The sequence below is a fragment of the Bifidobacterium sp. WK012_4_13 genome (genome assembly GCF_041080835.1).
Lineage (GTDB): Bacteria > Actinomycetota > Actinomycetes > Actinomycetales > Bifidobacteriaceae > Bombiscardovia > Bombiscardovia fermentum.
On record NZ_CP129683.1, the window covers coordinates 2281591 to 2294184 of the forward strand.

A 12594-nucleotide genomic window follows, 5' to 3' on the forward strand; every position below is an offset into this window, starting at 1 on the left:
TATCTAGGCAACGAATTGAGGTTAGGTGTTAGGTCACAGCACAAGCGTGCCCGGCGGACAGATGCGCTCGCATCGCAAGGCGTGGAGGATCGCTGTCACTGCATTCGTTACGGTTGCTGTTTCGGCAGGATACATCGCGGGTGACATTCTCGGCGTCGTTCCCGGCGTGCTGACCAATACCACATACTCCCACTATTCGGCCCCTCAGACGCGTGAGGTGTATCAGGCGGCAAGCATTGACGGCACGCTTGAGACCGGTACGGCGATTAGCGCGAAGCAGGCGTCGAGTCTGCTGAACACCTTGAAGAGCGCCGAAGGCGTCGGATCGGACGTGTCGGCGATCATTCGTGATTCATCAGGAACGACGGTCGCCCAGGTCAACGCGTCCACCGCCCGGGAGCCGGCTTCGACGCTGAAGACGCTGACAGCATATGCGGCAGCATCTACCTTGAACATGGGATCGACCTTGGATACCAAGGTGTATCTTGTGCAGCCGGTGAATGGACTGGCTCAATTGGTGCTGGAGGGCAGCGGGGACATGCTGCTGGGAACGGGGCAGAACGACACGAGCCATGTGAATGGTCGCGCGGGTCTGGCAACGCTTGCTGCAAAAGCTGCTGCGGCATTGAAACAGCGAGGCATCACGCAGGTCACGCTCAGCTACGACGATTCGTTGTTCGGCTCTGATCGCATTCCTTCCGGAATACAGGAAAATGATGCCGAATGGCGCTATTTCACCCCTGTCTCGTCGATGGCGGTCGATGGTGGAAAGCAGTGGGACGGAAGCGTCGCGAAACCTTCCGACCCCGATAACGATGAGGTATATCCGACTCGATCGACCACCACGGCATCCGATACCGCGAAGGCCTTCGTCACAAGTCTGTCAGCTGCCGGAATCAAAGTAAGCGGTTCCGCAACCAGCGGTTCCGCTCCTTCGCATTCCTCGCCCATCGCTTCGGTGAGCTCCGCAAAGCTGAGCGAGATAATGGCATACATGCTTCGCAATTCGGACAACACCGAGGCGGAGTTGTTCGGGCGACTTCTTGCCTTGAAGATGGGCCAGGCCAACTCAACCGCCGGCGCGACTGCGGCCACGCAATCGGTTCTGAAAAAAGATGGGATCAATGTCACCGGTCTGCATATGGCCGATAGCTCAGGGCTGAGTCCTGGTTCGACGCTGACGGTCAGCACCTTGACCGATGTCCAGGAGAAACTGCTTGCCAAGGGTTTGGCGGCGGCGGAGGCAGAGGGTCTCTCGGTAGTCGGCGTTGTCGGAACTGCGGAAAGTCGAAGTGCGGACAACTCCATGAATGGACTGATACGTGTCAAGACCGGAACGCTGTCGACTGCCACCGCGATGACCGGGAATGTCTCCAGAATCCATGGCGGTGCGCTGACTTTTGCAGTCATCATCAACAACGGTTCCAATATGTGGTCTGCGGAGCAGGCCGTGAACCAGTTTGTCGCGAAATTGCCGAAACTGTGAACTTTATCCGGTCCTGAGGCCCATATTTTTTGCGAGATTCCGAGTTTTGCGGCAATCTCTCAGTATTAATGCCGAAAATTGTTGATAGTCCGACGGTATTTTGCCGAAATTGTTCTTTTATACTTAGAGATTGCCGCAAAACTCGGAATCTCGTCAGAATAGGACGCCTTGAATCGAGAAAATGAGTTTTCCGGGGTTCACAAGGAGAGTCGGAGATGGATTCATGTATTCCGCAATCATGAAACGTGCGATCGGTGAGATGCGAAGAAGCTTGGAGGGACAGGGCTTCCGCATGCAATCCAGGATCTTTTCGCAGCATGGAAGACATGAGGCCGCCGAAGACGCCCCGCTCATGCTCGTTGCCTGCTCAGGTGGGAGGGATTCGCTCGCCCTCGCATACTGCGCATCCATAGTCTGTCCAATGCTGGGACTTCGCTGTGGAGCCGTTATCGTCGATCACAACATTCAACGTGGTTCCGGAGCCGTTGCACAGAAGGCAGCCGATCAATGCACCTCGATGGGTCTGACCCCTGTGTCAGTCGTATCCATCAGGGTCCAGAAGTCAAGGGCGGGGGAAGAGGCTGATGCCCGCGACGCACGGTATGCGGCCATCGTCGAATGCGCGAAGCGGACAGGGGCGTCGGCTGTGTTGCTCGCGCATACCCTTGACGACCAGGCGGAAACGATCATCATGGGACTGATGCGCTCGACCGGCACGCAGGCGCTTGCCGGCATGCCTGCTGTTTCGATCAAGGGCGATGTTCGGTTCATTCGTCCTCTGCTGAAGCTGAGACGTGCCGACACGACACAGCTGTGCACGGTTGCAGGGCTTGAGTGGTGGGATGATCCCACGAATGGCGACGGTGTCGCGTTCTCGCAGCGATTGCCCCCCGAATACCCGCTGAGGTCTCGGATTCGTCACGATCTTGTGCCCTTTCTTGATGACTTCGTCGGAGGCGACGCCACTGCGCTTTTGACTGGCAACGTCAGGCAGGCGCGCGAGGATACGGAATTTCTTGATGCGAGTGCCAGGGACCTTGCCGCAAGGTCATTGCATGAAGCATCGTGCGATTGCGATCGGAAAACGCTGGAACTCAGCGTGGAGCCGCTCAGGACGCAGCATGCCGCTCTGCGCAAGCGAGTGATCGTCATCGCCCTGAATCGTCTGGGAATTCCCGTATCCAGCAGGAACGTCGAGTCGATTGACGGACTTATCGCAGATTGGCATGGACAGGGAGAAGTGAATCTTCCGCTAGGATTCTCAGCAAATCGTCAGAGTAACGTCATTCATCTATGCAAAGATGGTGGACATGCAAATCGCTGATATTAAATCCGATATTGACCATGAACTGGTCTCGAAAGAGCAAATTGAATCCAAGATCGAAGAGGTCGCCGAACAGGTCAGCAAGGATTATCAAGGGAAATCCCTGCTGCTTGTTGCCGTCTTGAAGGGTGCGGTCAATACGCTCACAGCCTTCTCGCAGGCGTTGAGCATTCCTGTTGAGATGGATTTCATGAGTCTGTCATCGTACGGTCTGGGCACCAAATCAACGGGCACCATCACCATTCGTCAGGATTTGAGTACTGACATCACAGGTCGCGATGTGCTCATCGTTGAAGACATCGTGGATTCGGGGAACACGCTGCAGTGGCTCGTCGGAGACTTGAAACGCCGAGGGGCTGCTTCTGTAGAGGTTTTCGCGCTCTTGGAGAAGCCGTCACGTAGAGAAGTGGAAGTTGACGTAAAGTACCGAGGATACGACATTCCAGATGAATTCGTAGTTGGATTTGGTTTGGATTTCGGTGAAAAGTATAGAAATCTCGATTCCATCGCAGTCCTCAAGCCAGAGGTGTATCAAGGAGAGCAGGCATGAGTTATCCCCAAGGTCCGCAAGGCCGTCCGCCGTTGGGCAACAACGGTAACAAGCCGAACAACAATGGCAACATGAATCCTTTCAATAATCATTCGCAGGATGATCCCAACTCAGGAGCGAATGGGAAGCGGCCATTCTGGCAAACGCCGTGGGTGTGGATCGTTGTTCTGGCAATGCTCGCGATAGCGGCTTTCCAACTCTTCTCGATGAACGGCACCCAGACCATCGATACCAAGGATGGCCTCGCGCTGCTGCGCGACAACAAGGCGAACTATGCCGAGATCACGGAAACCAAGCAATTGGTGACGCTTGAGCTGAAGAACGACTTCAGCAAGAAGGATCCAGACACCGGGCGCACGCGCGATTACGGCAAGAACGTTCAGTTCTATTATGTCTTCGCACAGGGCGGCCAGGTGGTGAAGGCCGTCGAAGACAGCACCCTTTCCAAGGGATACAACTCAACCGTGCCGCAGACCAGCATCCTAAGCTATCTGATTACGTCGATGCTGCCGCTGCTGATAATCCTTGGCCTGTTCTGGTTCTTCATGAGCCGCATGCAATCGTCAGGCGGAGGGCTTTTCGGCATGGGTGGCAAGAAGAACGCAGGCCGCCTGCTGGATGGCGAAACGCCGAAGACCAAGTTCGCCGACGTGGCCGGCGAGCAGTCTGCAGTCGAGGAAGTCGAAGAGATCAAGGACTTCCTCAAGGACCCCTCGAAATATAAGGCATTGGGTGCACGGATTCCTAGGGGAGTACTGCTCTATGGCCCTCCAGGAACAGGTAAGACGCTGCTTGCACGAGCAATCGCCGGTGAGGCTGGCGTGCCCTTCTATTCAATGGCAGGATCCGACTTCGTCGAGATGTTCGTGGGCCTTGGAGCATCGCGAGTTCGTGACCTCTTCGACGAGGCGAAGAAGAATGCACCTGCAATCATCTTCATCGACGAGATCGATGCCGTCGGACGCCGCCGTGGCTCTGGCATGGGCGGTGGCCATGACGAGCGTGAGCAGACGCTGAACCAGCTGCTTGTCGAGATGGATGGCTTCAACAACGATACGAATCTGATCATCATTGCGGCGACGAACCGTCCGGATGTGCTTGATCCTGCGCTGCTGCGTCCTGGCCGTTTCGACCGTCAGGTGGGCGTCGAGGCTCCTGATCTGGAAGGCCGCGAGGCGATCCTCAAGGTCCATGCGAAGGGGAAGCCATTCGTGCCGGACGTCAACCTGCATGTCGTGGCAGTCCGCACGCCGGGCTTCACCGGCGCAGATCTCGCCAACGTGCTGAACGAGGCCGCGTTGCTTACCGCACGTTCGAACGCCCAGCTCATCGACAACCGCGCGATAGATGAGGCAATCGACAGAGTGCAGGCCGGCCCGCGCCGTCAATCCAAGGGCATGGCGCTTAACGAGCTTCGTAATACGGCGTACCACGAGGGCGGGCATGCGCTGGTCGCAGCTGCCCTGCACAACACCGATCCCGTGACGAAGGTGACGATCCTTCCACGCGGACGAGCTCTTGGATACACGGCGGTGATGCCGACGGAGGATCGCTATTCCCAGTCGCGCAACGAACTGCTTGACCAGATGGCCTATGCGATGGGAGGCAGAACGGCCGAGGAGGTCGTGTTCCACGACCCTACGACCGGTGCTTCGAACGATATCGAGAAGGCAACGAAGATCGCGCGGAAGATGGTCGTCGAGTTCGGGTTCTCGGCCAAGCTTGGCGCGATCAAGTGGGCCGATGACGACGATGACCAGACGACCGTGATGGATGGTCTGCAGCCTCGAAAGTATTCGAACGAGACAGCGCAGATCATCGATGACGAAGTCCGCAAGCTCGTTGAGAACGCACATTCCGAGGCTTGGGACATCATCAACCAGAATCGTCATATCCTCGATGAGCTCGTGCGTCAGCTTCTGGTCAAGGAGACGCTGAACGCAAAGGAACTGAAGCAGGTCTTCTCCGGAATCGTGAAGGCTCCGGTGCGTGATGTCTGGCTTTCCGACAGCACACGTCCGGACTCGAACATCCCACCCGTAGAGATTCCAGAGTCACTCAAGCGTGGCATTGGCATGAACGCGGGCGAGTGATCGACGACCATACGGGTCATCATAGAGGGTCATAGAGGTCATAGATGGATGTGATGAGACTTACCGGCATCAGACCGGAGCGGCGAGGTGGTGGCTCGACATACGATGGGCCTGATTCCTCCAGCGTCAGCTCCGGCCTTCGGAAGCCTTATGCCTCTGGTGCCGATCGCCGCAATGAGGTGAGCGTCGATATCGTCGCCTACTGCGACCTCCATCAGGCCGGTGTGTCCGCTGACATTACGCAGACCGTGGACTATGAGCAGCTGGCGCATCGTGCGGCGTCCGTCATCGAAAGCGAGGGCAATGGTCTGCTCGAGGCTCTGGCATATGCAGTAGCTCAGTCGGTCCTGCTTTCTCACCGCATTTCGCTTGTGGAGGTCACGGCGCACAGGGTACGTTGCATTCGGGGGGTTCATGTCGATGATGTCTCGGTCACGATTCAGTGTGGTTCGAGTCGCGAAGACTCGTTGAAACACGTCGATGACGCTCAATCATCAGAAGACGTGAACGGGATGACAGGGCATTCCCCGGCACAAACGAGACAATCAACGGAGGAATGCCGGACGGTACCTATGTTGAAATCCACGTTGAAATCCGCGTTGGAACCTCACGTGGAACATACCGTGGAATCCGCGTCTGGACTCACAGCGGGGTCAGCGGCTGCGGCTTCCTCGCATCGCTCGACTGACTCGGATTCCGCCGTGGGCCGGGATGGCAGGTCCGTGCACACGAGGCAGGCGGTGATCGCCTTGCAGACCCCTGTGGCGCCGAACGGTGCGGACGAGGCTCAGCACGCTCTGCGAATGGCAGTGGTGGGAATCGATAGCGTTCCGGGAAACCAGGTGCTCGGCATCTCTCCTCTGTATAGGTGCATCGCAGTCACTCAGATGGATTCGTTCCATGCGGTGGTGATGGTCGAGACGACGCTGGACGATGCCGGCATTCACTCATCGCTGGCCTTGCTGCAGTCCTCCCACCTGCGAGGTGGGCGATCGGCCGGGGATGTCTCACAGACTCGACATGGGATCCGCGCGACCTTGCTTGATCTTCGGTCAAGGAACCATGGTGTCGGGTCGGATGCTTCGTCACCCAGTGGCGACTTTGCCGAAAACGTTGGGCTTTCCGAACATGCTGAGTCTTCCGAACACGCCGGTTTTGCCGAACATGCTGAGATTCTTGCACCGTGGAATGACTTGAATGCATCGATCCGGCGGCCTGATTCGATCGAGATCGGCACCATGCTCAAGGATATGTTGCGCGATGCCCCGAACAGGCGCAATATCAATAAAGTCTCGGATACCTGGATTCTCGGAGGTGCAGTATGAAGGCCAGACGCACGCCGTGGTGGTATTATCTCGTGGCCATCGTCATTGGCGCGGCGGCAGGGTTTGCAGTCACCGCTCTGACCGTGTCCAGCGAGTTCTCGATGATGGGCGCTCCCTGGGTGGTGCCTGTGCTGCTCGTCGCGCTTGGCATCTATGTGTTCTTCGAGGCATATCAGGTTCATCTCTATGTCAAGGGCGACCGTGATGATATCGATCCGATCAGGGCGGTGAACACTCTGGTCATCTCCAAGGCATTGGCCTTGGCAGGGGCTGCACTGGCTGGTTGGTATGGCATGCAGCTGGTCATGAGTCTGTCCCATGCAGAGGCCCAGTACTACCGTACGGTGATAATCGAATGTGCGATATGCACTGTGGTCTCGATCGCTGACATGGTAGTCGGCATCATCAGCGAATGGCTGTGTCAGCTCCCGCCGAGAGAGGGGCCGGAGCATCCGAAGACCATGGAACGCGAACGCAAACGCAAGCTGGCGCAGTCGCGTGCAAACAAGACATACAACAAGCTGCACAGAAGCTGATTCGTTGGTGAGACCGTCTGCATGCGCTCTGCGAGGAGATGGAATTCGACGTGGCCGTCTCTTGCTGGGTGTGCGTCCCACATTCGGACGAGTTATCGAATCTGTGAGCTTGAGGACTGTCGATGAACCGGCATGCCGGTGTGCGACATTCCTGCGCTGAAAGTTCTGCCGCTTTGGTAGTATGAGAAAGTTGCCATGCGCAGGCGTGCTTGTGATGCATGTGTTCTTGGCACAGGGGGGCCTTAGCTCAGTCGGTTAGAGCAAACGACTCATAATCGTTCGGTCCAGGGTTCAAGCCCCTGAGGCCCCACCCGTGAAATCCCAGTTGGGAGTAAGAATGGTCGGAGGTCGCAAGACTCCCGGCCATTCAGACGATTGATGCGTTAACGATCGGCAACGCGGAACACTACGATCCTTGCTTAATTCACGATGCTTTTTAACACGCATTCCCTTCTTAACTCATAATCCTGAATCTTTCGATACGAACTGATATCCTCGTGCTGTTGGTTCTAAAGAAAGAGGTACAACAATGTCGTTGAAAAAACAGACCAATGCCGAGGCATACAGGCTTGGGACCGAAGAGAACCGTGAATTCCTGCGCAATGTGCGCGAGGATCTTTTCGGATTCGGACATGACTTTCCCGCCCCGCAGGGAGGGGCATACTGGCTTGACGATGTGGGGAATCCAGATCCAAGCGAAGGAATTCAGACGTGGATCACGTGCCGCATGGCGCATGTGTATGCCCTTGGGGTCATCGCCGGTCATGAGGGTTCCACGGAGCTTGTGGATGCGGCGTTGAAGGGCTTGACGGGAATCCTGCATGACGATGCCAACGGAGGCTGGTACCCATCGGTCTCACAGGACGGAGTTCCCGAATCTGGAAAGATCTGCTACACGCATGCTTTCGTGATGCTGGCAGGTGCATCCGCCACGCTGATCGGTCGACCCGGGGCGAAGGAGCTCCTTGATGAGGCGACCGGCACATTCATGGAACGATTCTGGGACGAGAAGGAAGGTCTCGCAGTCGATACATGGAACACCGAATTCACCAAGCTTGATTCATACCGTGGCGTGAATGCCAACATGCATACCACGGAGGCGTTCCTTGCACTGGCCGATGTGCTTGAGGACGAGATATGGCGCAAGCGTGCGGGCCGCATCGTGGCCCACGTCGTTGCATGGTCAGAGCATAACGATTGGCGGATTCCGGAGCATTTCGAATCCGACTGGACTCCCGATCTCGAATACAATGCCGACAAGAAGGACGACCAGTTCAAGCCCTATGGCGCGACGCCCGGCCATGGCATCGAATGGGCGAGGCTGATCTCACAGTATGCCTTGAGCGATTCCACCATCGATGGGGCCTACAGACAGCGCCTTATCGATGCGGCGAAGCACCTGTTCAGACGCGCCGTCGAGGATGGCTGGGCGACGACTCCAGGTAACTGGCCTGGACTTGCCTATACCACCGACTGGAGTGGCAGGCCCGTCGTCACCGACAGGATGCATTGGACGCTCGCGGAAGGTGTGAACACGGCGGCGACCCTGTCTTCGTTGGATGACGACGCGGACTTCGCAGCATGGTATTCGCGATTTTGGGCCTACATCGACGAATATCTCATCGATCATGAACATGGATCGTGGTTCCATCAGCTGGATTGTGAGAACAGAGTCATTGGCACGGTCTGGCCAGGGAAGTCGGATCTGTATCATGCCCTGCAATGCACCCTTATTCCATATCTGGAGCCCTCCGTCTCGGTGGCTCCTGCCTTCAAGGCGTATCAGGAGCGAATCTAGGCGTGAATCGCCGATGGAGTGCAGGCTCGTCGCAATCGTATGCTTGGCAGACCTGACGACGCCCCGCACCGTACGATTCAGATGGGCTGCAAGCCTGCAGCAATGTGCCGGCATCGAGTATGTTCGATGCCGGCATTCTGTTTGATTCCATAGGCACCGTCAGTGTCTCGTTCGATCCGCGCCGCTGCCCGAACTGTCGCGAATGCTATAGGGTTGCGTCATGCGGGTCGGTGATCTCGCCGGACTTGCTTGCTGATACCGCCGAGACCAGGCCGGCTATCGAGAAGCATGTGGATTCGATGTTGGCCCGTGCATCGGCCAGCAGCGTGGGCAGCGTCGCCGCACCGGGTGCGATTGCGAATGTGGCGACTATTCCAGCGGATCGAAGATCCTTTCGCTCGTCGGCGCTGAGCTTGATGGTCCCTCCGACAGCAATCGTCGGCTTGCCGCAGGATCGTGCCAGACGAGCGATTCCGCTGGGAACCTTGCCATGGGATGTCTGCCCGTCGATCGAACCTTCGCCGGTTATGACGATGTCGGCCCAATCGCATCCCTCCTCGCCATGGACCAGTTCGAGCACCAGATCGATGCCTGGAACGGCGTGCGCGTTGAAGAGCCCGAGCAGACCCGCACCGGAGCCTCCTGCGGCTCCCGCGCCTGGGGCATCCTGCACATCACGGCCATTGAGACGCCCGATGGCATCGGCGAATGCAGTCAGAGCCGAGTCAAGCTCCCTGACCTGGCTGGGCGAGGCTCCCTTCTGAGGGCCGAATATCTGAGCGGCACCATTGCTGCCATGCAGTGGATTTGTGACATCGCTCGCCATGATGATAGGAATTGACGCTGCGCGCGCATCGGCATCCTGCGCAGCGATATGGTCAAGCTGGTTCAATGCGCCACCGCCCTCGGGTATGTCGCTGCCGTGGGCGTCGAGAAAGCGGAAGCCGCATGCCCGTGCCAGGCCACTTCCACCGTCTGTGGTTGCGCTGCCACCAAGGCCGAGCACGATGCGGTCCGCTCCCGCGCCGATCGCATCCATGATGAGTTCGCCGGTGCCAAAGGTCGAAGCGAGGGTCGCCCTGCGCTCGTCAGGGGCAATGAGCTCGATGCCGCTTGCCGCAGCCAGCTCGATCACTGCTGTGCGAAGCTGCTTCGTGCCCGGCTGAGGGCCGAGGAACCCATATGTGGCGGTGATTGGTCTGCCGAGTGCGTCATGGGCCTGAGCCGTGCGAAGCGAACCATTCGTCGCGTTCACCAATGCAAGCGTCAGCCCCTCGCCTCCATCGGAAAGAGGCAGCAGCCTGGTTTGCGCGCAAGGGTCGCTGGCGACGATGCCGCGCTGCATCGCCAACGCGACTTCGGTGGCGTCGGCGGATTCCTTGAATGAATCAGGAGCAAGAAGATAGCGCATGGTCGTCCTTAACTAAGGTGAAAGCATCGTATGCCCAGCATAGTGGCACACGTCAATGATATGGCTGGAACGGGCCATCTCCGTGGCTGGGGCCGAATCACTGTGCAACCGCAAAATCACGGTGTAACTGTCGATCTCATGGTCCCTCGTGACGCGCCGATCTCTGCGAAGGTCTTCGGATGGATTCGGCGGCATTGAGATGAGAGTTTCCATGCCGAATACCGATCAGGGACACTTGTGGAATCATTCGAGACACGGGTTCTGTCAATCGTTTGACGTAAAACGATTGACGTACTATTGTGAATGATGCATCCCGGCATTGAGGCTATCGGACTCTCAGAACGTCGCGAGTTCGTCAGGGAAGCAAGGGGCTTGTCGCATCGGAGAAGGCGATGTGGCAGACGAAGATGCATAGATGAAAGGAACAAGATTATGGCACGACGAGGTGCTCGGCAACGGATACTGGCATTTGTATCTGCTGCAGCGGCAATGACGATGGCATTATCAGGCTGTGGAAATTCGAGTAACAGCACTGCGACTGTTGACGCGAATGGAAAGCCAATAGTCAAGATTCTTATAACAAGGTATTCGACCGATGTCGCGATGAAGACGATGGGCTGGACCAAGGACATCGAGGCTGCCTGCGATTGCACGATCAAGTGGGACGATGTCGCGGATTCCTCATGGAGCCAGCAGAAGTCGGCGGTTCTCGCTTCCGGGGACGTCCCAGACGTGTCGATCTTCACCTTCGACCCGACGGATGCCGCCCAGTATTCATACTTCGAGGATCTTTCCAAGCACATGTCCGCCATGCCGAATGTCAAGAAATTCTTCGAGACGCAGCCAAGCGCGAAGAAAATGGTCGCCGACAAGAACGGCCAGGTCTACGTTCTGCCATCGGATCGCGGCGAAACCTACCGCGTCTCGTCAAACCACATGTTCATCAACAAGACGTGGCTCGACAAGCTTGGTCTGAAGATGCCGACGACATGGGACGAGCTGACCAAGGTGCTCGAGGCGTTCAAGACCGAGGATCCGAATGGGAATGGCAAGGCCGATGAAGTCGCCTTCAACATGCGTCGAATCGACACCACCGGCTTCACGCTGTGGAATCCCTTCGTGCTTCTGAATTCTCTTGGCATCACGACCAGCTTCGCCGGCACATCGCCGTCGTTCCAAGGAATCTATGTGAAGAACGGCAAGGTCGGGAACTTCCTGGTCAGCGATGAATACAAGCAGGTCGTCGAATATCTCCACAGCCTGATGCAGAAGGGTCTGATTCCTGCAGATGCGCTCACCAGAGAGGACTCTGCGATAACCGCCGACACCGTAAGCGACGGAAAGACCGCGAAGAGTGGCATGATCGTCGGTTGGTCCAAGACGGACTTTGGCACGCTCGCCGATCAATATGTCGCGCTGCCGTCGCTGAAGGCGACGGCATCTGAATCTTCTTCGGATGTCACCTGGGACTCTTCGCAGGAACTGACTGAGCTGCAGAACCATGCGATTGCCGTTTCAAAGAACGCGCCGAACAAATCCGCGATCTACAAGGTCGTCAACGCACTGTATAGCAAGAAGATCTCGGTGGAGCAGTACTACGGCGACATTCCGGACGATGTGACCCAATCCGGCAGCACCTTCACCGTGAGCGACCGCTGTGCGGATTCAACCACCAAGAACCCCTGCAAGGCGACCGCCGACCGTTTCGCCGGATGGATTCCCGATACCGCGACGATCAAGAACGACAAGGCGGGAGAGGCTCTTCGCGAGGCTGACACGGCCTATGATTCGGCATACAAGAACGTCGACACGACGAAGGACGTCATGCCGATCTATGTGCGACCGGATGCCGACGACCAGACGACCATCACGAACAACAACACCGCTGTCATGAACTATGCCCTTACCAAGACCGCGACCTGGATACAGAAGGGTGGCATCGAATCTGACTGGAGCGCATATGTCTCGAAGCTCAACAGCGTCGGACTCAAGCAGAACGTGCAGCTCTGGCAGAAATACTACAACCAGTACACCAAGTAGCAGCCTCGGTTAGAACACGATCATCGGAAGG

General features: G+C 57.1%; 9 protein-coding genes and 1 tRNA gene. 9 read left to right on the forward strand and 1 reads right to left on the reverse strand.

Annotated elements, in window-relative coordinates; translation table 11 throughout:
* Nucleotides 1-61 precede the first annotated feature (61 nt).
* The 8 genes from QN062_RS09255 (at nt 62) to QN062_RS09290 (ending at nt 9112) form a co-directional block, all read left to right on the forward strand.
* Entirely contained in the window at nt 62-1486 is a 1425-nt protein-coding gene (locus tag QN062_RS09255; protein ID WP_369342594.1) for a D-alanyl-D-alanine carboxypeptidase, read from the forward strand.
* Nucleotides 1487-1709: 223 nt separating this feature from the next.
* Nucleotides 1710-2810, forward strand: coding sequence for a tRNA lysidine(34) synthetase TilS (gene tilS / locus QN062_RS09260; RefSeq protein ID WP_369341513.1), 1101 nt, complete (start codon nt 1710-1712; stop codon nt 2808-2810).
* Nucleotides 2797-3360: a hypoxanthine phosphoribosyltransferase gene (gene hpt, locus QN062_RS09265; protein WP_369341514.1), complete on the forward strand. Its 564-nt coding sequence runs from the start codon at nt 2797-2799 to the stop codon at nt 3358-3360. Before tilS ends, hpt begins: the two co-directional genes overlap by 14 nt.
* Nucleotides 3357-5453 (forward strand): ATP-dependent zinc metalloprotease FtsH, encoded by a 2097-nt coding sequence (gene ftsH, locus QN062_RS09270; RefSeq protein WP_369341515.1) that lies wholly within the window; start codon nt 3357-3359, stop codon nt 5451-5453. Before hpt ends, ftsH begins: the two co-directional genes overlap by 4 nt.
* Nucleotides 5454-5497: 44 nt before the next feature.
* Complete coding sequence (locus QN062_RS09275; RefSeq protein ID WP_369341516.1) at nt 5498-6778, forward strand: dihydroneopterin aldolase; 1281 nt, start codon at nt 5498-5500, stop codon at nt 6776-6778.
* A complete protein-coding gene (locus QN062_RS09280; protein ID WP_369341517.1) occupies nt 6775-7314 on the forward strand; it encodes a DUF3180 domain-containing protein in 540 nt (179 codons plus the stop codon). The genes QN062_RS09275 and QN062_RS09280 overlap by 4 nt, the downstream gene beginning before the upstream one ends.
* Before the next feature lie 236 nt (nt 7315-7550).
* A tRNA-Ile gene (locus QN062_RS09285) sits at nt 7551-7624 on the forward strand.
* 219 nt (nt 7625-7843) lie between these two features.
* Nucleotides 7844-9112 (forward strand): AGE family epimerase/isomerase, encoded by a 1269-nt coding sequence (locus QN062_RS09290; RefSeq protein WP_369341518.1) that lies wholly within the window; start codon nt 7844-7846, stop codon nt 9110-9112.
* A gap of 205 nt (nt 9113-9317) precedes the next feature.
* Here QN062_RS09290 and QN062_RS09295 read toward each other — a convergent pair whose 3' ends face one another.
* Complete coding sequence (locus QN062_RS09295; RefSeq protein ID WP_369341519.1) at nt 9318-10523, reverse strand: glycerate kinase; 1206 nt, start codon at nt 10521-10523, stop codon at nt 9318-9320.
* A 432-nt stretch (nt 10524-10955) separates the two neighbouring features.
* Between QN062_RS09295 and QN062_RS09300 the strand changes: the two genes are divergently transcribed.
* Nucleotides 10956-12563 carry an extracellular solute-binding protein gene (locus QN062_RS09300; protein WP_369341520.1) on the forward strand — a complete coding sequence of 536 codons (1608 nt, stop codon included), beginning with the start codon at nt 10956-10958 and terminating at the stop codon, nt 12561-12563.
* Nucleotides 12564-12594 lie beyond the last annotated feature (31 nt).

Bases quoted from the DNA above. Each gene is read 5' to 3' on its own strand.
- ftsH (WP_369341515.1), top strand. From the start codon at position 3,357: ATGAGTTATCCCCAAGGTCCGCAAGGCCGTCCGCCGTTGGGCAACAAC.
- QN062_RS09290 (WP_369341518.1), top strand. From the start codon at position 7,844: ATGTCGTTGAAAAAACAGACCAATGCCGAGGCATACAGGCTTGGGACC.
- QN062_RS09275 (WP_369341516.1), top strand. From the start codon at position 5,498: ATGGATGTGATGAGACTTACCGGCATCAGACCGGAGCGGCGAGGTGGT.
- hpt (WP_369341514.1), top strand. From the start codon at position 2,797: ATGCAAATCGCTGATATTAAATCCGATATTGACCATGAACTGGTCTCG.
- QN062_RS09300 (WP_369341520.1), top strand. From the start codon at position 10,956: ATGGCACGACGAGGTGCTCGGCAACGGATACTGGCATTTGTATCTGCT.
- QN062_RS09280 (WP_369341517.1), top strand. From the start codon at position 6,775: ATGAAGGCCAGACGCACGCCGTGGTGGTATTATCTCGTGGCCATCGTC.
- tilS (WP_369341513.1), top strand. From the start codon at position 1,710: ATGTATTCCGCAATCATGAAACGTGCGATCGGTGAGATGCGAAGAAGC.
- QN062_RS09255 (WP_369342594.1), top strand. From the start codon at position 62: ATGCGCTCGCATCGCAAGGCGTGGAGGATCGCTGTCACTGCATTCGTT.
- QN062_RS09295 (WP_369341519.1), bottom strand. From the start codon at position 10,523: ATGCGCTATCTTCTTGCTCCTGATTCATTCAAGGAATCCGCCGACGCC.